Source organism: Vibrio sp. Vb1729, assembly GCF_033338655.1.
Taxonomy (GTDB): Bacteria; Pseudomonadota; Gammaproteobacteria; order Enterobacterales; family Vibrionaceae; genus Vibrio; species Vibrio alginolyticus.
Genome location: NZ_JAWOTB010000011.1, coordinates 407,570 through 430,760, shown reverse-complemented (window position 1 = coordinate 430,760; position 23,191 = coordinate 407,570). Strand labels below are relative to the sequence as shown.

Genomic DNA, 23,191 nt, shown 5'->3' with positions numbered 1-23,191 from the left:
CCTTCGAATTGTAGCGTGGCGGCATGCGTTTCATCCACATTGCCCACTGGCGTGATGGCTAAGGTTGGCGTGATCGGTAATTCGTGAGCGGTGTTATCCTCACCTATGTTGCCAGTCAAATCTTTAAATTGACTAACAACCAAGTCGACACTTAACAGCGCGGTGCTCGGAACTTGTACATCACCAACCCAGACCTTTTTATCTGCCGTTGCTGACAGAGAACTAATGCGATTGCCGCCAAGCGTAGCGGTCGCCTCTTGGAGCTCTTTATCAAACTCAAGCGATACATTCACGCTTTGACCCACACTCTGATGCTCGGGGTTAAATGTCACATTGGTTAGTTTTGGTAAGATTCCTTCAACCGCGATACTTAAGCTGCTTCCTTTTCCAGGAATTGTGTTGGTACTTTGATAGCTATTGTCTTCTACCTGAATAGTGATATTTTTATCTTGTTTTTCTGGGCTGACATAGTTAACCGTCCACGTAATATTGTCTGAAGTCGACCAAGTATCTTGTTTTAACGTTCCTGTTGCACCGCTATCACTAGCGACAAGATGGACATCTGAGATATCAAAGTTCGTAACTTCTTCTGTAAAGTTAAACGCAAGCGTAATCTCTTCGCCTCCAAAAAGAGGGGCGCTTGAGGCGGTAGAGATACTTAGCCCGGGAACGGTTGCCGCTTCCACATGCGCGTCAATAGAACTTTCACTCTTGTTATCCACCTTGTCTGTTGCTGCCACCGTGATCGTATGATCGCCTTTCGGTAACAAATAGCTTATGACATAAGGCCCCGCTTCGGTTGTCGGCTCAGTAATCGCTTGAGGAGCCACAGTGCTGCCACCACTCACCGCTTTTGACGTGACGAGATTTAAATTTTTATCTGTAATGTATGCACTAATTTCTAGTTGATACTTATCGTTTGTCGGCACCTTAGAGGTTTGATTAGCACTTAAGCCGGAAATACTTGGAGCGTCATAATCAACAATAGACTCGATAACCTTTCCATCATAACTTTTTCCTAGTAATTCAAAGCTTGTATTCTCTCTTCCAACTGAGTCCGTCACTGTCACTTTAAGGGTATATGCCCCTTGGTTATCGACGGCAAAGTTCATCATTCCATTGCCACTGGATGAAACAATATCACCAGAGTAACGTAAGGAATCACCGAGACTTGGAATAAGCTCCACAGAGTATTGTGAAGCTTTCACTCTTTCTCCTTCCACCGTAGATACCGTAAACGGCTGGCTCGCCTTGGTTAAAAACAGTTTCCCACCCTGCAAACTCGTAATTCCATCGAAATCAATCGTGACTTTAGGAACACTAATATCAATGACTTTTCTGATGTCTGAATATAGCCCAACACTATCTGTTGCTTTGATATCAACTGTGATTGAACCACGCCCCTCTAACTGAGATTTTGATAGTTCAAAGTACGTAGATGAACCGTTCCCATCCTCTACTCTTTCTTCTTGATAGCTTGGGTTTAAAACCGAATAGTTTACTTTTGCCAGGCTGCTACCAGTGTCCGTTATGTCGAAACGAAAACGAACATTATCTGGATTTGTTGGCGATTCAGTTACGATAATCTCATCGCCAACACTTGGAGATGTATTGTCAACTTTAATATCAACGGTCGCTTCACCGACTCTCGACCAAACATCCGTTGCTGTAATCGTTGTCCTGATCGTTTTTCCATCCGCATCGCTAGGAAGTTCACTTGTAAATGTTGAACACTTGTAGGTTGGATCATCTGCACACACCTCTAATTGTGCAAACTTCTCCGGATTATCTTTATAGTTGTAGGATTCCGTTCCAAATCTGGCCATCACATTGTCTAGCCTAGAGTTTTCATACAGCTTAATTCTGAACTTGGCGACAAGCTGCTGACCATTAATGGTTGTGTTTCCAACCGGATCAGTAATTTCAACGACTACCGAACCTTTAGGTAATTCAAGCAATAGATCGTGCTCTGGCGTCAAGTTTCCTGCTAAATCAGATAAGTTCTTGATTTTGTATTCTTGAGTTGTACTCAGGCCATCAATAATATCGGCATAGGATTCAGAATACGTACACTTGATATTTCCAACACCTTTGGCACAAGTCGTTGGTGTATAAGCTTTGTTGCCAAGATTACGAACCAACTTTGGATATTCATCTGAACTTTCGGTATTCACGCCTGATAAAGCATCATTAAAAGAGAGCTCAAATGTGAGCATCTTCTTCTTCAAAGCTTCATCAAACCAAACATCACTTCCTTTAAAACTGTATGAGTTACCATCTACGACTGTCGGTGCATCAATATCCACCATCGAGAAATTGAACTTGTTGATCGTTTCACGCCCATTTGTACCCAAGGTTTTAGTGATCAAAGTAACAGGTGCTTTCGTCATGTTTTGCCCAACATTGACACTACAACTGTAAGGTTCTTGCGATACGTTGATAACACCAGAAGTTGGTTGCTCATTAGTTGGTGGCGCATCCAGAGAGTTGTATTCTTCACGAACCCAACACTCTAACGTTTTGGCCTTGACCGCACTCAATGTAGTAAAGGTGACATCAAGAACACCATCAGATAAGTAATTTTGGAAGTCCAGCGGGCTTTCAACTGTTAGAACCACGCCTTCACGCTGTACGCTAAAGGTTTGGTTTACTTTTCCAACCTTTCGGTCTTTTTCATCAAGGTAACGAACTTTGTTATAAACTTTGATATCAAGTTCATAATTACCATCTTTGGCAATTTGTGTAGAAAGCAACGTTGCAGTCCAAGTGCCATCTGCGGTTTCTGAGAACGTAAAGTTAGTCCCGTTTTGCTCTCCAGAGAATCTATACGTTGAGTCAATTCGATCAACGCCACTATCATCAACAATATCAAGCGTAAGTACGATATTCCCATCTTGATAGATGGTGTTGTTTGTAATTGGCGTTCCATCCGTGTAACTCATCGCCAGCGTCACCTGCGGGATTGAGTTGTACACTTTGACGGTAAAATCTTGCTCATCACTGGTTAAGGTTGTGTTGCCACGAACATCAGACCCTTTTAAACGAATCTTGTGTGTACCCGTACCTAAATCACCAAGGCTCACTTTGAGATCCTCATTGATTTTTGTACCAGGAGAGCCAGGTAATGGTTCCAGATCGCTAAACGTCCAATACACTAGGCTTTCTCTATTTACGCCATTAATTGAAACATCACCGTTAGCATTTAGGTCTAGCGCCGTTAGGTCAAAGACATAGTTACCTAAGTAGTAGTCATTCGCATTGAAACCACTTAATCCTAATGTTGGCCCATCACGATCAAGAATAACCTTGTGCGTGTTAGAACTAGACTCAAAACCATATATATCGGTTGCTTTTACATACAATGACGTTGTTTTTTCATCTTCAGAAATGTCTATTTTATCTGTGTCACTCTTGATAAGAGACATGACAAACTCTTTAGATGAATCCGTTGGCACAATTGTCTTAATTGGCGAATCTTTACCACTTTGATACAGCGAGACTTGCTCAAGGTCTGAATCGTCTATTACGGATTTAAATCGCACATTGAACTCACGCCCTATGACATAGTTCTCTTTAGACAATGTGTCTTCAACCCAAGGCGTGTTTAGGATGATTTCAGGGCCTTTGTTATCGACTTGGAAGGTAAATTTCCCTGTTGTACTAACATTGGCAGGGTAAGCGTTGTCCGTCGCAGTGACGTAAAACTCATTCCATTCATCGTAATCAAATGCTTTTGAAACCAGTTGGACTTTGACGTCAGGCTGTTCACCAACTAGGTATGGTACGTCACACTCCTCTGTTAGAGGGTCACAGCTTTCTAATGTCAGAGCCTGACCAGATCCGCGGCGCAAATCTATTTTTACGTTATTGCCAGAGCTTAACGTCCCCCAATCAATGACAGGTGTCCATTGGTTATTACCACCTAAACGGCTTTGAACCTGCTCACTTTTTACAATAGGAGCTTCAGAGTCGATACGAATATTGAATCTCGGAGCGGTGCTAGTTAACTCTGAAACGGAGTTACCTAAGTTGTCCTCTGCTGCGGCAACAACTAACCAATCTCCATCACCAGGATAAATCGTAGAGCCTTGATTTGAACAAATCTCTCCCGTACATAGTTTGACTTTAAACGCGTCTTTCGAGTTACTTGCAAAGTTTTCTGGTGTGTATGTTACTTTTTCACCGGTTTGCTGGTAGAAAACAAGGCCCCTCGAGGCAAGCTTATCACCAACAATATCCTCAACCTTGAAGGTTAATTCATGAGTATTGTTCGCATTTAAATAAATACCGTTTTCTACAGGTTTACCATCGACATCATTCGGTGGAAGGTAACTGGCCTTAGGGAAGTCGTTATCAATAAACACCGATTCTATAAACGGAGATTTACCATTGTAACCATACGCATTGCCATGTGGGTCCATAGCACTGGTCTCCACGGCAAACTCTATAATATCTTTTAGTTCACTAGACTGGGAGTTAAGGGTGAAGAAGTACTCTTTTCGATAAGCATTGCTGCTGTCTGAGTTTTCTACGATGTTGATGTCCAGTGGTATTTCAATATTTGGCTCATTAGCTTGATACCACATCGTGCTAAACTTCGGACCGTAAGCGTCGGTTCCTACAATACCAGAAGGATCGTCTAGGACAATTTTAGAAACAACCTCGCCAGCGATATAAAGCCTATTACCAACCATCGTCTCTCTACCGCTTTCAATGGTTAATTTTGGCTGCGGCGGCAAGGTATCGATACTGCTACCCTCTGTATCAAAAATGTTCTTACCATTTAAGTCAGGATTAGCCATCGAAATATCATCAGCATAGAGCTGCGCGATATTGGTCTCAATACCGTATTTGCTCGCCATGATTTCATAATAGGATTGCGCCAGATCTTTTCGGTAAGTTTCAGCGCCAAACGTGTAAGAATCGAGCGTAACTTGACTTCCTCCGGCCCCTATACCATTTGCTTTTCCATCGTAGCTAAAATCATCGTAAATAGCAGATGCAAAATCTAATGAGTTATTTCTTGGCATTCTCTCGGCAATACTATCAATTGCTTCAACAAGGAATCGGTGTAGATAGTCATTTGATGGCTTGTCTGGAATCGCTTTAGTCGTAAGCATTTCATTGGTTGCATAAGACACAACCGTTGGATCAAACCCAAAGAATGAGTTGTTATTCGTACCTGATAACGCGTAGCGCACCTCATCAAGAATTTGAATCGCACGTTCTGAAGTTTTCTCTCCCGCTGTCACTTGATCCCACTGGAAATCAAACAAACCAGTCTGATATGTCGATAGTTCAGTAATATAGTAAGTTTGAGAACCTTTGAGCTTAAAATACACACCAATATTGGCCTTGTTTAAGTCAACCGTTACTTTCTTGGTCCCTGGATCTCTTTTCCATTGGTAATAGTATGGCTCACTACCTTCGATACCAATTAAACGAACACGCATGAAATCATAATTCACTACGTCAGTTGTGGTTTCACAGCTCGCTACGTCAAGAGCCATAGACTGGTCACTTTCCAGTTGCTGGATAGTGGTACAACTTGCAAGTGAAGTGAATTCACCACTTGGGCTCAACCCTTCAAGTTGAGCTCGCGCACCAATAAATGGTGTCACCACTTTTATGGTTGGTAGGTCAAAGCTACTTCTAAAATATACTTCTCTTGGAGTGCTTTCGTTATCAGACTCATCGACGGTTTGAATGACTAACTTTTGACTACTGTTTTCTGATACCGATTTAAAGCTGTCACCCAAAATATCTCTTACAAAAGGAATGTAATAGATGACATCCTCTACTCGCCCATTGCTATCTAACAGCGTTTCGTGCGGAATTTTTGCGATGTAATCGTCATCGGATGCGGTTGTGTCAATAACTTGCTGAAGTGAGTAGTTGTTATCGTTGTTTTGGCTTACGAAGTACTTGACGACGAGCTTAAGCTTATTAGCGTTGGAGCCTAAAACCGTATCGGTGTTTACGTCTGAAACTTTCACACGAACATAAGGGATTTTATTCTCTTTCAATAAATTAGCGTTGAAGTTACTAAAATCTATCCCTTTTAATGAGTTCTGAATCCCTAAACTTGCGTACGCATAATCAATCTTCAGGAAATCGCGGCTTGCTTGAACATTGTCTGGGGTGTACGTATCTTGAGAGTAGATACCATCGTAAGTGGTTCGTTCACCATCTAAACCCACATTTACGTACGTCATTGAGGTACCTTCAGGATAGGTTATCGTCTGTGCTGGCGCTTGATCGTCACGACTTACTGCATGCTGCGCAGAGCCCGTATTGCCTTTGCTATCCCTCGCTCGAACCTCAAAGACCGTCGTAGATAGGAATTCATCAGTTGGGTAAGCCTTACTAAACTCACAAGCATTTCCAGACTCTACAGTGACAGGAGAACATGTGACGCCCTCATGTAAGCCATCTTTAAATGAAATACTGACCGAACTAATCTCTTGCGAGCTTTCTTTTACAACCCCTTTCAGAACGTATTCTTTAAGTTGGTTATTAATTGCACTCGCCGATGTAATATCGATAACAGGCGCATCGTTATCCCATTCAAAGTTGATATGAAGACCCGAATGGCTGCCTGGAATTAACTCATTACCCAGTACATCCGCTGTATATAAGACTAACCGTGCTGCTGTTACGTTTGAGAGCCCTGTGGCAGGGTTCATATCTACACTATCGATCTCTTTGGTATTAATGTTAACTTTAACGTTGGTCTCTCGAAGGCCAACTTCAAAATCATCAAATTCAACCGAACAGAATGTGCTTCCAAAATCTTGTATGTCGTTACATTGAAATTCACCAGACCAAGAGCCATTAATCTGATACTGAATAAAGGCGGATACGTCTTCTACACCGATGTCATCAACAATTTTTAGATCAACTTTATCGGTGCCAGCAAGTACATCACGGTCAATGCGTGTCACGATAGGCGCTGTGGTATCGATCTCCGTCCCATCTCGCGGTGGAATGACGCCATCTGTACTGCCATATGTACCTAAGTCATTAAGCTTCTTACTAAAGTCGACATAGTCGGCAGCATCAGTACCAGAAATATTGATACTTGGGTCGTTTACCACGATCAAAACATGTTGAGATAAGTCACGTGTATAAACGTCGCTGTTTATCTTTTTCTGTCCAAAGCTGAGGGGAGTCACTGCTCCGGAAGTCTGGCTCACTTCAAGACCATCAAGAACACCATCTGCAATAACATCCCGATATTGGATGTCAGCGAAGTGCATCGAAGTGTAGACGTTATCGCTGTTGCCGTATTTTTTAATAAGATCGTAAGAGTAAGACGAGTATGCTGTTAATAAAGCGCCGTATTGATGCCCTACACTAGCAAAGCTGCTTTGCCCACCTTTGGTAATATCAATAGGTTTGGTCTCATTTACGTCAAAGCCATACATGCTATTGATACTATCCAAAGCAGTTGAAAAGGCACTTTCATCTGTGGCCCCCTGAGAAATTTTGTACTTTGCCAAGCCTGCTGCCAAGTTCGACAGCGGAGTAAGCATTAACTTTTGCTCACTCCCCTCTTTAAAGTTCACAACACCTTCAAATTTAAGTGTCTTCGCATTACTCACAGATACCGTTTCATTTGTAAACGGATCGGTATAACTCCCCTCTTTTGCAACAACAAAAAGAGGCATTGACGACGATTCAAACTCTAGCAGATAGTTTCCGAAGGCATCAGACGTCGTGTTAGCCAACTTCCGACCTAAGTTTCCATTTTTGAACTCGAAAACCTCAATCTTGGCGCCATTGACTGGGGCGTCAAACACCATACCGGAAATGCTTCCTTTGCTTCTAGCTGGAGGTGTGTTGTCTCCTCCATCACCACCACCACATGCACTCAATAAAAGAGATGTAAGCGTAAGACCTAATGTTAATTTCAGCGTATTTTTAGCGAACATAGTAATTTGGCAAAATATATTTTCCCGAGATTATATTATTGAAAAATATTTTCTCAACGTGACATTAACACCAACAAAATAGGCATAAACACCAAGCCAACCGTCACTTTGACTGAATTATTAAAATTATTATCACATCCTATAATTATTAACTTAGTTAAAACAGAGGAATTACTCATGCTTTAATGCTAGTTTTTATTTAAAATATTATACTCTACGCACAACTGTCAGTATTGATAAATCAACAAAACTAATGACTATTTTAATAATAAAAAGGAGTGTGCAAGCTCCTACCGTAGCCCTTATCACTACTGCGTTAATCATATTGATTAGCGTATCGCTTTCTCACTACTTCCTCACTCCTGTGGATAGGCTACCTACCATCAAGCCTTTAGAATTCGAAAGTGAGAATGTGCAGCCACCAATTAAAAAGAATACTCGTAGGCAAAAAATCACTATCGGTGTGGTTGAATACTCTTTTGTCGCTTCATTATTAAAATCAGGAGTGAGTCAAAAAGAGATCAACTTGCTATTAGCACTGATCAAAAGCAAGTTTAATATTATTGACTCTATTAAAAGAGGTGATAACTTTATCTTAAGAACTAAATTAAATAGTAAAAATGAAACTTACATTAGTTCTTTTTACTATTTAGGCAGTAAAACTGATTTATTTATTATCAATGATGGTCACGGCAACGTATTTGATGAGCATGGTGTGTCGATAAATAATCAGTTCATGTTTTCTTCACCCTTTGATAAAAACTACAGAGTGAGCTCTGACTATGACTTAAAGCGAACACATCCAGTGACCAATATAACGACTCCGCACTTAGGCACTGATTATGCCACACCTGTAGGTACACCGATTCGTAGTATTGCTGATGGCATCGTTTTAAAGTCCCGCTACAACCGTTTTGCCGGCAACTACATTAATATCCGCCACACAAATGGCTCTGTATCACGCTATCTACACTTATCTCAGCGCAACGTCCATGTTGGTGAGAAGATCAGCCGAGGACAAGTGATAGGGAAAACGGGTAACACAGGAAGAACAACAGGGCCGCATTTACATCTTGAACTGCACATCAATGGTGTTCCGGTTGATTACGAGCGATACATTCAAAGGCACCCAAACACTGACGTAAATATAGAAATGCTGATTGCAGCGAGAAAAGAAAAAGCAGAGTTAACAGCGGAATGGCAACGGTATGAGCAGTCAAATAGGTAACAACATCCACTTCGATTCGCTCTTTCTTCATTTATCTGAAGCGAGTCCTCGTAACCCTCTGAGCGCTTCGTAGTCTGTCGCCACTAACCAATTTCAGGATCAAAAAGAGCCGCTACATGCGGCTCTTAATAATTATAGTTTCCCGATATTCCATCGGTTTCCCCTTTACCAAGCACGTTGTCCTCTTGTTCTTGAACGCAAGTGGTACGCGCCGTTATCATATTCACATAAAAAATCAATAAAAGAATAAAATGATTACTCATTGTATTGGCTAGATATTTAATACAAAGAGGCCCAACAATGGCCTCTTTCTGACCTTTTAAATGGTGACGTTGTCATGATGCTGAATGGTTTCTATCATATTCAGCGCTTGCCTTTCTCAGCCCTTCTAAATCGTCTGAACATAAAAATCTCTTCAGGCTGTCGATTTTCTTATCAGGCCAATCATATATCCTAAGAGCAAGCAGTTCGTCTATCGTCTCTCGAGAAAAGCGATATTTGACATGCTTAGCTGGTGACCCCGCAACCATGCTGTAAGGCTCAACATCTTTCGTCACCACACTGTTTGCCGCAACGATTGCTCCTTCTCCGATAGTCACACCCGGCATTATCATGGATCGCATACCGAGCCAGGCGCCATCGCCAATATGAGTATCTCCTTTCCCGACGTACGCTTCTTCAATAAAGTCCATAAATGGGTACAAGGAGAACCAATCAGCTCTATGTGTACTGTTTCCCCCCATAACAATCACAACTTCCGCTGCAATACAGACAAAGTCACCTATATGTAACTTATCAATCTTCCATTTTGGTTCCCAATCTCGGCTGAACTCATCGCCTTGTAGATATCTTACAACAGACTCCTCAAAACCGGCGTCCCAACAATCACTGTAATAACTATGTTTACCTTTAATCGTTATATTTGGGTTCGTAACAGCTTCATGTAGCAAAGTCACCTTAGACCAATGCTTAGTTTTCATGAATACTCCTATAAATACTATCGAATAAAACACTGCAGATAGTATGTATCTAAATAAGCTCTAATAATTACGTAGTGCCTATTACCACTAAAATTTACTTCACCACTGAGCTAATAATATGGTAAGCAGCCTCTACTCTTTCTGCATTAGGGTAGTTTTTATTCGCCAGAATCACTATGCCTATTTTTTCAGAGGGTACATACGCGACATATGCCCCAAAGCCACCTGTTGAGCCCGTTTTGTTATACCAAACGTCACGACCGAGAGTACCAGATACACTTGCTTGAACCGGTTTAGCTTTGAGAATTACATCGCTGGAGTTACCCTTCAATAATTGCGAAAGTGAAACGGGGTAATCATAACCCTCCCATCCTACGGCTTGTGTAAACGTGTCGGTATCAAAATACTTAGTATGAGTTCTCTCTAGCGCATTTTCTATATCAGTATTAAGTTGCGCTTGACCCATATTTGCTTCGATATATTGAAGCATATCTAAGCTTGTTGATTTAATACCATAGGCTTGTGCATCAAGAATACCTGGATTAACTCTAACGGGTTTTCCCTCAGAACTATAACCAAAAGCATAGTTGTTAAGCTTATCCTTTGGTACATCGACAAAGGTATTGGTCATACCGAGCTCAGGCAGGATGACGGTTTCCATCATTTCCGTATAGTCTGACTTCATACTCAAGGCACCGATGTAGCCAAATAGACCAATACTAGGGTTTGAGTACTTCCTCTTAGTACCGGCTTCGTACTCCGGTTTCCACGTTTTGTAGTACTGCATCATTTCAGCGTCGTTCGTTACTTCGCTAGGGAATTGCAATGGTAGACCACCTGCAGTGTAGGTGGCGACATTAACTAGCTTGGTATTACCCAGAGCACTATTCTCTAATTCTGGAATATAATCTTTGACCTTGTCATCCATGTCTAGCTTACCTTTTTCTTGGGCGTACCCAGTCAAAGTAGCAGCAAAAGTTTTACTGATAGAGCCGAGTTCAAAAATTGTGTCGTTGGTGACTAAACTCCCCTTACTTACGTCAGCCAAACCGTAATTATAAAAATAACGTTTACCATCAATCGTTACTGCAACAGCCAACCCCGGAATGTCGTATTCGTTGATTAATCCTTTAGCGCATTCATCAACTACGCTCTTTAATTGACTGCTAACCGTTAACTCCGTTTTCGCAAACGTGACGAAAGAAGTGAGCGATAAAATGGCCAGCAAGGCATTGTTTAACTTCATTGAACCCTCAATTTTTTAATTTTAACTTATAATTAATTTCTAGTTTATTCCAAGGCTTTTAACTTTTTATATAAAAGTAATCCTGACTTGAAGAACTCCAATCGTTAACCCTCGATGAATAACACTGTGTCTTCAAATTTTTAGTGCGATATAAACAGGTCTAAACCTGATCACCGTTGATAGGTAGGCCGGTTAGATACGAATGTAAGTAACATCCGTTTCCAAAATGGGGAAATAGTGTACTCAATTACGCTTTCTCCATATCACGATAACGGTATACTAGGTAGATATACTTGGTATATACAGATCCACATCCTCACAACGCTTTAGAACCACTTTTCAACGTCTACAGAGAAAACGATGCCATTTTCACTACACTTCGAAACTGGAAAAGTCACCAGCCAACAACTTTACTCCGAGATATACCAAGGGATATTAGAAGGCAGATTACGATCAAATGAGAGATTACCATCAACTCGCATGCTGTCGAAAAAGTTAGGCATAGCAAGAAACACTGTCATTTCGGTGTATGAGCGACTTCAGTTCGAGGGGTGGATAGTAAAAAAGGCAGGGTCTGGCACGTACGTAAGTAATGCTCTAGAACAAACGGTGAATCAAGATAAGAGACCAATAAAACACTACCAACTAGGGGTGTTTGGCACTAACGCAGCGAAGAAGCCAGAGATCATCGCACCAAAGAATCTAGACTATGACTTCACTTTAGGCGTTCCTGATCATCAGAGAATAGCAAAGCATATTTGGCGACACTCAAGACTGAGTAGGCTCAATGCATTAACTCCAGAGTTTGCACATGGCGGTGATTTGCAAGGGTTAGCTTGTTTACGAGAGTCTATCTGCGAGTATGTGAGACACTCGAGAGGCGTAATCTGTGACCCTGAAGACATCATCATTACTCAAGGGTGCCAGCAGGCAATAATGACGACTCTCCTTACATTACTCTCTCCCGGGGATCTCGTGTCGACGGAAGATCCAGGATATCCTGTTTTTCGAAATCAAGCTCGATTACTTGGCGCGCAAATAGGCTCCGTGCCGATGGACGACCAAGGTGTTGTCGTTGAATCAATCCCTTCTAATGCCAAAATTATTTATACAACGCCTAGTCATCAGTTCCCTTTAGGCTTTAGCTACTCAGCTGACAGGAAGTTAGAACTGCTGAGATGGGCAGAAGTTAATAACGCAATCATTATCGAAGATGATTATGATTCGGAATATCACTATCTCAATACCAGTAAGAAAGCTCTCAAGTCACAAGACAAAAATGACTGCGTCGTTATGATAGGCAGTTTCTCTAAAATACTATTTCCCGGCATACGCATTGGCTATATGATTCCGCCAAAGTCTTTAATAGAGCCAATTTCAAATATGTTATGGCACTTGGGAAGAAGTACATCTGTAGTGTCTCAAATCCTACTTGACGAATTCATGCGTGACGGTCATTTCTCTCACCATTTACTCAATATGAATAAAATCTACAGCGAAAGGTATAATAAGCTAACTCAATTAATTGACAACATAGATTGCTTACAACGTATTCCAAGCCAAGGTGGATTGCATATAGCAGCTGAAGTATCGGGATGCGCGACACAAATGATGAATAAATTTGCTTCATCAAATGTAGCGGTTTACCCATCATCGCATTTTTCTATCAACAATCATTCTAATGCCCTCTTATTTGGATTTGGCATTATTCCTACCCAAAAAATAGAAAAAGCATTTGATATTATTCAATCAATATTGGATTAAAACAGATATAAAATTATCGTTTTGCTCGGTATCAATTTATCGTCGCAGTTATCAGCATCAGGGCGACAGCCAGCGTGGAACGCTTTTCAACCCAATAAGGGTTCAATACGAACTGTGTCGCTCTGACACGCTTGGTTTGGCTTCAGCCCCAACACTATATTTCTTCGCCTGTAAACGTACTAGGTTCAAAGTAAAGCGACGTATCACGCTGACATTTGCAGCACTACCAACAACCCTATTGCGTAAATCATCTTCTTTTAAGTTAAGTTCACATCGAGCATTCAATGAACCTTATTTTTCTAATATCGAACCGTAAGTTCTGTTTAACACTCTATCAAAACACTATCTTTCGCTAGATGTTAAAGAAGAAAAGACTTCAAGGTAATTAAGGATTTGTTATAGACTATTGACCTACATAATAAAGAGCACAATCACGACATTAATCTCCAGTGATTTACCATACCGCTTCATGAGCAATTGGGATATAAATTATCGAAAAATACCAAACCATAAGTTAATACGCTGCTAACGGCTCAAAAAAATAACGAAGTTGTAGCGCAATTATATCAACATCATTTTCATGTAAAAAATAACGAGCGCCTTGGACACCGATCTCCCAATTATCTGAGAAGTTGTAGCCAACTTCTGCACCAATATATCCATCAAAACCATCCACTTCCGTCGTTATCTTGCTGCCTTGATACGTACTTTCAATATCGGTTTCCCAGAACAAGCCCCCCAAACTCAGTTTTGCGGACCATGAATTGTATTGCCAGAACTTATAACCGATGTCGAAGCCCATGCCCTTAACAAGGAGTGGTGCTATCGATGCGACATTGGCGTGATAGTCTTCTGGTGAAGTAGTAGCACTACGCAATGTAGCACTACCTTCACCCATATCAATATAACGAATAGTTCCAGACCATTGCTCAGAAAAAGTATATCCAAACCCGACAGAGCGATAGAGCCCGGTGTTGTCAGTAGAGATTACGTTATCACCTTTAACAGCATCACGCTCATCTGCATGGCTTGACCCCATTTGAACATCAACATACCAACCCGCTTGACTACTAAAACTAAACACAGCAATTAGTGCTAAAGCACTGTTTCTTCCATAACGTTGCATGGCTCCTAACAAAATCAAAAGCATCAACACTATGCCACCCAATGATCCTGCTGAAGTATTTTCAACCTTTACATCTCTTACCAACTTAACGGTCACTATAACTTTCCCCGCGTCTTGCAGGCCTTGGCTATCCTGAATGATATATGTCAACACATCATTGCCTTCAAACCCTGAGGTAGGGGTATAGGTCACGCTCTGATCTGCATTCATGACCGACTGCCCATACTGCGCTTGGACTGAAACCAACTTCAATGTGTCGTTATCCGGATCGGTATCGTTAGCAAGGACATAAACCGTGACAGGGGTACGATCATCGGTGGTAATATTATCGTCCACCGCATTCGGATTCTGACTGTTTACCACATTTACCGTCACCTTCGCCGATCCCGTTCCACCATTACCATCCGTTACGCTATAAGTGATCAAAGCCTCCCCGTAGTACTGTGGTTGAGTGACATAACTTAGTTTGTTATCAACCACACTAACACTACCAATATCTACAGAAGCGCGACTTACCTTCAGCCCATCACCATCAGCATCGGTATCATTGCTCAATACATCGATCGTCACCGTACCATTGAGACTAACAAACGCATTGTCGTCAATCGCTTGAGGGAGTGTATTATTGCTTACACGAGCGGCAACGACGCCAGGGTCAACGACACTGCCATTAGCCAATCCGTCATCATCGTTCGGGCCACCGTCTTCAATGGTAAGTTGTACACACCAGTCACCTTCAGTCAGACCCTGTGACCATGAACTGTGCCCTGGTGGCGGACAATAACCAGCCTCGCCAGCACTAGAAGAAACTGTGTTTTGAGCATCCTCAATAAAGTCTATCCACCCCTGTTCAGCGTTATACTTTCGGTACACTGCATTTGCTGGAACAGGTAAACGCTGAGGCAAAACTAATTGATAGCTTTGGCCGGGCAGCGGCAAATTAGTTACTACAAAATCAAAGATTCCCCCTATGCTCTTCATGTTGATATCTTTAGGAAGCTCCTCATCCAGCAATAAAGCTCCTCCTGTTGCGTTAGTCAGAATGGTTATTCCTTTGCGTAAACAGACACCTGGCTGCCCCTCAATGAGGAAGCGATCTTTTTCTGACACAACCTGTTGAATTACGTTACAGTCAGAAATTGCATCAAGATAATCAGGAATACCATCACCATCACTATCATTATGACCTTCTTGATCATCCGGGATTAAGTCGCCATCACTGTCTTCACTCCCGAGCTCCGCCAATGTTTCTACCACTTCTAAATAGACATTCCGTGTCACTGATAATGGTGGAGTGCCATTGTCAGTAACTGTCAATTGCAAATTGTAAATCGCTGAACTCAGTAATTGCGGAGAGAAAGTCAATGTTTCGCTGTACATCTGCCCCGCAATCGCTTGGTTAAGTACATCGCTATCACTACTCCATCTGAAACTGTGTATATCGGACATATTGGCATCACTAACACTGCTCGTGATTGTGACCGGTTCAACACCATTTTCAATTTGGCTCCGCTGCTCCCCCGCCTGAGATACACTTACCATGACCTTCGGAGCCACATTCTCTTCAAAGATTGTCAAGGTGTAACGACGCTTACTACCTAGATTAAGGGTGCTGTCCAGATCAATCACTAAGGTTTCAACGCCCTCATTTTGTCCATCATTAAGTAGTTCGAACGAAAGTTTGCCTTCGGTACCACTAGGTATCACCACTTCACCAGAGGTGAGCGTGTGGTCATCACTGTCCGTGCTTCCTGAAACCGTATAAGGTATGATTACTGGGTAGCTCGGCGAAGGACCGTTAAGGTGTATCGATACGCTATGATTGGTGCCTTCCGTGGTTTGCGCATCTTTGGAGATACTTATCAGTGGATACACTGTTACCGTTTGACTAGCCTCAGCGACGTTTCCATCAGAGTCTTGAGTGCGCCAATAGACCGTATTAGTTCCAGGTCGGAAAAAGGTCGTGCTGTCGACCAATGAAACAGGTAATAGCTTGCCTGTACTATCTCGTGCCACAGCAGAGCCTAATGCAACTTTAGTAAAGAGCGAAGTTGCGTTCACTTCGATATCTGAAGGTGCGACTATTGTTGGTGCGTCCAATTGCGCACTTTTAATTGTCACGATTGCTTTCGCGGTGGCCTTTCCACCATTACCATCTTTCACACTGTATTGCACTGCCACTGTACCAATTGAGGTCGTTACCAATTGGATTTGACTGCCCACAATCGTTGCCGTTCCAGATGTAGGTTTAACCCATTCCAGTTGTAATGTATCTAGGTCAATATCGCTGTCGTTGCTGAGTACATCCAATAAGTAGCTACCATCGTTACTCTCGGTAAAGACATAGGTATCATTAACCGCCACTGGCTCATCATTGACGTTGATTACCGTGATGCTAAACGCTGCTAGAGATGTGCTTAGCTCACCGTCTGAGACACTAATAACAATATTATTGGTGCTGCCAACATGCTCATTTGCCGGCGTACCACTTAGCAACCCAGTTACTCTATCAAAGGTTGCCCATGATGGTTTATTGCGGATTGAAAAGCTCAAGCTACTACTATCAACATCCGATGCCTGCAGTGCAAAGCGATACGTACTGCCTTCGTTGACGGTAAGAGCAGGAGTGCCACTGATCATCGGCGCGTCATTGACATTGTTAACCACAATACTGAATCTATTGAGCATTGTTGTCGTGAGACCATCAGAAACCGAGATAACAATGCCCTGATATTTGCCAACATCACCATTATCTGGAGTACCACTGAGCGTGCCTGTTGATGCATCAAAGCTAGCCCAAGATGGCTTGTTCACGATACTGAAGGTGAAGGCTTGGCTGTCAACATCTGACACTTGTGGCGTGAACAAATAGGTGCTGTCTTCATTCACTTGTGTTGCTGGTGAGCCAGAGATAACGGGTGCATCGTTAACGTTATTCACAGTAATCGAAAACGCTGACAATGAGGAAGAAATAGTGCCATCGGATACGCTAATCACGATATCTGGATAAGTCCCCACATAACGGTTACTTGGCGTGCCAGAAAGCGCTCCTGTTGTATTGTCAAATGTAGCCCAAGGTGGCTTGTTAGCTATCAAGTAGGTCAGAGTATCCGCTGGGTCATTATCCAATGCGGCGGGCACAAACTGATACACACTATCTTCATCCACTTGCGCCGATGGAGTACCCGTAATCACTGGCGAGTCATTAACGTTATTCACTGTGATGGTCACTAACGCCACTACAGAGGTAAGCTCTCCGTCACTTACGCTGTAAGTGAAACTGTCCTGACCAAAGAAGTTACTGTTACCCGTATAAACCGCGTGATTGCCTGTGACGGTAACATTACCGTTGACTGGCGATTTTACAATTTGATAGCTCAAAGATGAGCCTTCTGCATCGTTACCATTTAAAGTAATGGTCAGCGGTATTTCTTCCTCTCCCGTAGCACTGACACTGGTCGCGGTTGGTGTATCGTTGACTGCATTAACCGTCAAATCGACACGAACCTCTGTCGAGTCGAGATCACCGTCGTTGACCTTGAACAAGAAGAAGTCGGAGCCATTGAAGTCCGCTTCTGGTGTATAGCGCCAACGATTATTGGTCAACTGCTCTAGCACGCCATGACTGACTTGCTCAGTGATAAGATACTGCAGAGTGTCATCATCGTTATCAATATCTGAACCAACCAGCGTGATCACCAAACTATTGTCTTCATCAAGCGTTTGTGACTGTGCTTGCGCCATTGGTGCGTCGTTGACTGGTGTTACTGTCATGGTCACTGTTGCGGCGTTAGATACAGCACCTGCTAAGTCTGCCACCGTATAGGTGAAGCTATCTTCACCGAAGTAGTTCTCATTGGGGTTGTAAACAATCGCTCCTGACGCCGTCACGTTCACACTGCCATGTGCTGGCGTATCGACGACTGTGACACTAGTGAGTTCAAAACTGTCTCCAACATCGGCATCACTATCATTGCCTAATACATTGACCTCGAAGGAGCCTCCCTCTAGTAGTTGTGCACTGTTATCAACAGCAACGGGGGCATCATTCACTGGCGTAATATTGAGCGTGACGGTTGCAGGCATTGAGGCTGCTTGACCACTATCGGTTAGCATGTAGGTAAAGCTATGTTGACCATTAACGTTCGCTGTTGGCACAATCTTTAAGGTCCCATCGACATTGACACTGACCGTGGCAAAACTGTATACCCCCTCTCCTTGACCAAGATCTTGCAGGGTAATACTACTCGGGGTGAATGACCCATCTTCAATATCACTGTCGTTACTTAAAATATCGAGTGTCGATGTGATATCTTCATCAAAAGTAAAACTGTCTTCCTCCGCTACTGGTGAGTCATTGACGGAACCGATATTGACGCTGACCGTGGCCGCAAGAGAAACGCCGCCTTCACTGTCTGCGATCGTGTAAGTAAAGCTATCGCTACCATTTTCATTCGGATTCGGCGTATATACAAAAGTGCCTACAGTTTGATCAATGGCTACTTGTCCTTTTTGAGGCAAACTAACTAACGATAAATCACCCGTTGGGATGCCATCTTCAACATCCTCCGCTTGACTACGCGCGCTGACTGCTGCGCTTGCGGTATCTTCGTCGGTGTTGATGGTCAGCGCTTTAGCGACTGGCGCATCATTTATAGCCATGATAGTGACGGTCACTGTCGCCTCTTGCGACTCCTGCAGCAGGGCATCTTTCACGGTATAGGTAAAGCTATCTGTGCCTGTCTCATTATTATTTGGCGTATAGGTAACAACGCCGTTGCTGATCGACACCTGACCTTTAATTGGTTGCGTTTTAATCGTTGTAGAAGAAGCGACCATGTCATCATTAACATCGGAATCGTTGGCTAACAGATTAAATTGTTTCGCCGTATCTTCCTCAGTCGAGAAGCTATCATCAACTACCGTTGGCGCGACATCGTAGCGTTTGGTCACAGTATCCGTCACTGCATCAGATGCGTTGCCTGCGGCATCGGTTACCACCACGCTTACTGTCAACGTCCCCTCTTGCAAAATAGTGACGTCAATGCCCGTTACTTGCATGGTCTCCGAAGAAATTGTTTGACTAGCACCGTCAATGGTCGTGGTACCGTCGGTCACGCTATAAGTGAACATCGCGTTCACTTCAGCTGCTGCGAAGGTAAAGCTCATCGCCTGTTCGTTGGTTTTGTTAATGCTCTCCTGATCAATGCTGATGCTATGTCCAGTCGGGATCCCCGTATCCACTGAGATCAACAACTGAGTCGCTGCTGTATTGAGGTTGCCAGCTGCGTCGCTAAATTTCTCGGCTGCAACATCAATAGTTGCATCCTCAGTGCTTTCTTCTGCAGGTGTAAAGGTAGCCGTGTAACTGGCGCTACTGCCCGCAAAGTTAGAAAGAGTTCCTCCAGCCACGGTCACATCGGCTTCGGAAAAATCAGTTGCGGCTTCACTCAAGGTAAACGTGAGTGTTGCCGTTTCACCCGCTTTCAACGCAGCGCTGGAGCTAGTGATACTAACGGTTGGAAGCACAGTATCGACGCTGATGGAAAGTGGTGTAGCTGCACTATTGGTGTTACCAGAGGCATCGGTAAATGTGCCTGTGGCAACTTCAATAGTACCGCTCGTCGCACTCTCTTCCGTTGGTGTAAAGGTCGCAGTGTAGCTGCTACTACTGCCAGCAAAACCAGACAAAGTACCGCCACTAACCGTGATATCCGCCTCGGTAAAATCGCTCGACGCTTCACTTAAGGTAAAGGTAATGGTCGCCGTTTCGTCCGCTTTCAGCGCCAATTTATCACTGGAGATAGTCACACTCGGCACTAAACTATCAACGGTTATAGACAGTTGAGGCGCAGCAGTGTTGCTATTCCCGGCAGCATCGGTAAAGAAATCTGCCGCCACGTTAATCGTCGCTGTACTTGTACTGTCTCTATCCGGCGTAAAGGTGGCCGTGTAATTGTCACCGCTGCCCGCAAAGTTAGACAAACTGCCGCCAGTGACGGTGACATCTGACTCAGTAAAGTCACTTGAGGACTCACTTAAGGTGAACGTGATACTCGCCGTTTCGCCAGAGATCAAATCAAGGTCTGAGCTGCTCAAAGAAACAGTTGGCCTCACGTTATCTAACGTAATTGTTGTGCTATCTATACTGGAGGTGTTGCCCGCCGCATCGCTCTGGCTCGCCGCGACCGTCAGGGTGCCGTTGTTAAACGCACTTACATCAAACTCACTGCCAATAGTCGTCCAAGCCCCGGTATTGTCGGCCGTCACCGTACGACTGACTGAGTTGTTATTGTCCGTGATGGTCACGGTCACACTATTGCCAGCCTCCGCGCCGGAGCCAGCAATCAGCACATCATTGTCTTCTGCCGCATTGACGATACCGTCGATTGCAATCGGCGTGGAAATGGTAACAGCGGATGGCGCTGCGTTATCTAGGGTTACGCTCTGGGTGGCTACGGTGGAGATATTACCTGCTATATCAGCTTGGGTTGCAGACACAGTCAGGGTGCCATTGCTCAAGCCACTGATATCCAGCTCGCTGCCGCTCAACGTCCAGTTGCCTGAGTTGTCGGTCGTCACCGTACGACTGACAGAGCTGTTGTTATCCGTGATAGTCACGGTCACGCTGTTGCCTGCTTCCGCGCCGGAGCCAGCAATCAACACATCGTTATCTTCCACTGCATTAACAATACCATCGGTTTCAATCGGTGTAGTGATGGTCACAGCTGATGGTGCGGCGTTATCTAAGGTAATGCTCTGGGTGGTCACTCTGGAGGTATTACCCGCCGTATCCGATTGCGTCACAGCAACTATGAGTGTGCCGTTGTTCAGGCCACTGACATCAAGCTCAATGCCGCTCAACGTCCAGCTGCCTGAGTTGTCGGCCGTCACCGTACGGCTGACAGAGCTGTTATTGTCCGTGATAGTCACGGTCACGCTATTGCCTGCTTCCGCACTGAAGCCAGCGATCAGTACGTCGTTGTCTTCTGCCGCATTGACGACCCCATCAGTTTCAATCGGCGTATTGATGATTACAGCAGATGGGTCTGCATTGTCCAGAGTAATACTCTGGGTGGCTGCGGTAGAAGTATTACCTGCTATATCTGCTTGGGTTGCAGACACAGTCAGGGTGCCGTTGTTAAACGCACTTACATCAAGCTCACTGCCGCTCAACGTCCAGTTGCCTGAGTTATCGGCCGTCACCGTACGACTGACAGAACTGTTATTGTCCGTGATAGTCACGGTCACGCTGTTGCCTACTTCCGCGCCGGAGCCAGCAATCAGTACGTCGTTGTCTTCTGCCGCATTGACAATACCATCGGTTTCAATCGGCGTGGTGATGGTCACTGCTGATGGGGCTGCATTGTCTAGGGTAACACTCTGGCTAGCTGCGGTGGAGATATTACCTGCTATATCTGCTTGGGTTGCAGACACCGTCAGGGTGCCATTGTTCAGGCCACTGACATCCAGCTCGCTGCCGCTCAGCGTCCAGTTGCCTGAGTTGTCGGCCGTCACCGTACGACTGACAGAGCTGTTATTGTCTGTGATAGTCACGGTCACGCTGTTGCCTGCTTCCGCGCCGGAGCCAGCGATCAACACATCGTTGTCTTCTGCAGCGTTGACGATACTGTCAGCCTCAATCGGCGTGGTAATGCTCACTACGGATGGTGCTATTGTATCAATGGTGACACTTAACGCGTTGGATGCCGAGCTAACATTATCATCGCTATCAGACGCTTTAGCACTTATTGCATGTGTAATACCAGACGCCAACTCATTGGTTGTTATCTGCCAGTTTCCTCCAGTAGCAGTGCCTGTGCCAATAACCGTTGCACCTCCACCGACTTGATCACTGTATAAAGTAACGATCGATCCACTCTCAGAAGTCCCACTAAACGTTGGTGTAGTGTCACTGGTAATATTATCAGTATTTAATGACCCGGTATCCGAACTAGCATCTAAATCGGGTGTAGATGGCGCATTTGGCGTAGTATCGACTGTCGTAAAGTTAAATGTGGCATCATCGCTGATCCCAGCGAAGCTATTATTTGCGCTGTCAGCCACGGCACTGGATTCAATATGAATGGCGTAGGTCCGGTTCCCTGCCAGATCACTGGTTGGGTTTAAGTAAACTTTATTGTTGGTAACACTGATGCGACCAGCGCCTGGTGATGTTGTTTTGCCATCGCTTTCGGTGGCAACATTAAATACTTCAAAGTCGCGACTGTCGGTAACATTACGAATGGTAATATTGCCGCTCTTCAGCTCAATATTTTCATCGAAGGCAATCTCGATGTTGTTGCTAACAGAAACATTGGTTGCATCATCAGTGGGGGTTGAGCTCGCACTGACAAAAGTAGGCGCGGTAGAGTCTGAAACCGCAGCGTCATCAATCTTGATACTTCTGATAAGATAACGAGAGTCAGCACCCGGACTTCGGGTAAACGCCATAGTCACTGTATCAACGTCCTGCCATGCCGAATCATTAAAATCTGTACCACGGGTCAGGGTAAACAAGTCCTGTAACCCTGAGTTTGCTTCACCACCTTTTGGCAAGGTGACAGTTTCGGTCACTGTTTGAGTATCATTAGAGAAGCCAGTTAACACAAGTTGATACGTTTTATCTGAGTCTCGCGCCGACCCCTGCATAAAGGTAATTTCGTCGAAACTGAAGTTAGTACTTGATTTCTCAAAAAAGCGGAAGCCACGATTGTTGAACTCATTAATCATGGTATTTGAGTAAAGAACACCAGCTACAAATCCGAGGTCATTTAGGCCAGTAAACGGAGTGCTATCAGTGCTATTGCCGGCATCTAATACCATAGACACAGCACCTGCATTGGTAAGAGTGACCGAGGGCATACCCCCAGTGACGCCGGTCTCCACCTCACTAAAACTGGAACCTGAACC

The 23,191-nt window shown here is 44.0% G+C and carries 6 protein-coding genes; 2 read left to right on the top strand and 4 right to left on the bottom strand.

Annotated features, from left to right (window positions below; genetic code table 11):
• Positions 1–7,934: hypothetical protein (locus R7E29_RS06765; RefSeq protein ID WP_318082595.1), on the bottom strand; the 7,934-nt coding region annotated here is incomplete at its 3' end.
• Positions 7,935–8,187: 253 nt separating this feature from the next.
• Between R7E29_RS06765 and R7E29_RS06760 the strand changes: the two genes are divergently transcribed.
• Positions 8,188–9,162, top strand: a complete 975-nt coding sequence (locus R7E29_RS06760; protein WP_053304503.1) for a peptidoglycan DD-metalloendopeptidase family protein — start codon at positions 8,188–8,190, stop codon at positions 9,160–9,162.
• A 335-nt stretch (positions 9,163–9,497) separates the two neighbouring features.
• Here R7E29_RS06760 and R7E29_RS06755 read toward each other — a convergent pair whose 3' ends face one another.
• A complete protein-coding gene (locus R7E29_RS06755; RefSeq protein ID WP_085569132.1) occupies positions 9,498–10,142 on the bottom strand; it encodes a CatB-related O-acetyltransferase in 645 nt (214 codons plus the stop codon).
• Between the two features lie 94 nt (positions 10,143–10,236).
• Positions 10,237–11,388: a class C beta-lactamase gene (gene ampC, locus R7E29_RS06750; protein ID WP_005373435.1), complete on the bottom strand. Its 1,152-nt coding sequence runs from the start codon at positions 11,386–11,388 to the stop codon at positions 10,237–10,239.
• Between the two features lie 360 nt (positions 11,389–11,748).
• Between ampC and R7E29_RS06745 the strand changes: the two genes are divergently transcribed.
• Complete coding sequence (locus R7E29_RS06745) at positions 11,749–13,152, top strand: PLP-dependent aminotransferase family protein (protein WP_054574689.1); 1,404 nt, start codon at positions 11,749–11,751, stop codon at positions 13,150–13,152.
• A 514-nt stretch (positions 13,153–13,666) separates the two neighbouring features.
• Here the strand turns inward: R7E29_RS06745 and R7E29_RS06740 are convergent.
• On the bottom strand, positions 13,667–23,104 hold the full coding sequence (locus R7E29_RS06740; RefSeq protein ID WP_374041328.1) for an Ig-like domain-containing protein: 9,438 nt from the start codon (positions 23,102–23,104) through the stop codon (positions 13,667–13,669).
• Positions 23,105–23,191 lie beyond the last annotated feature (87 nt).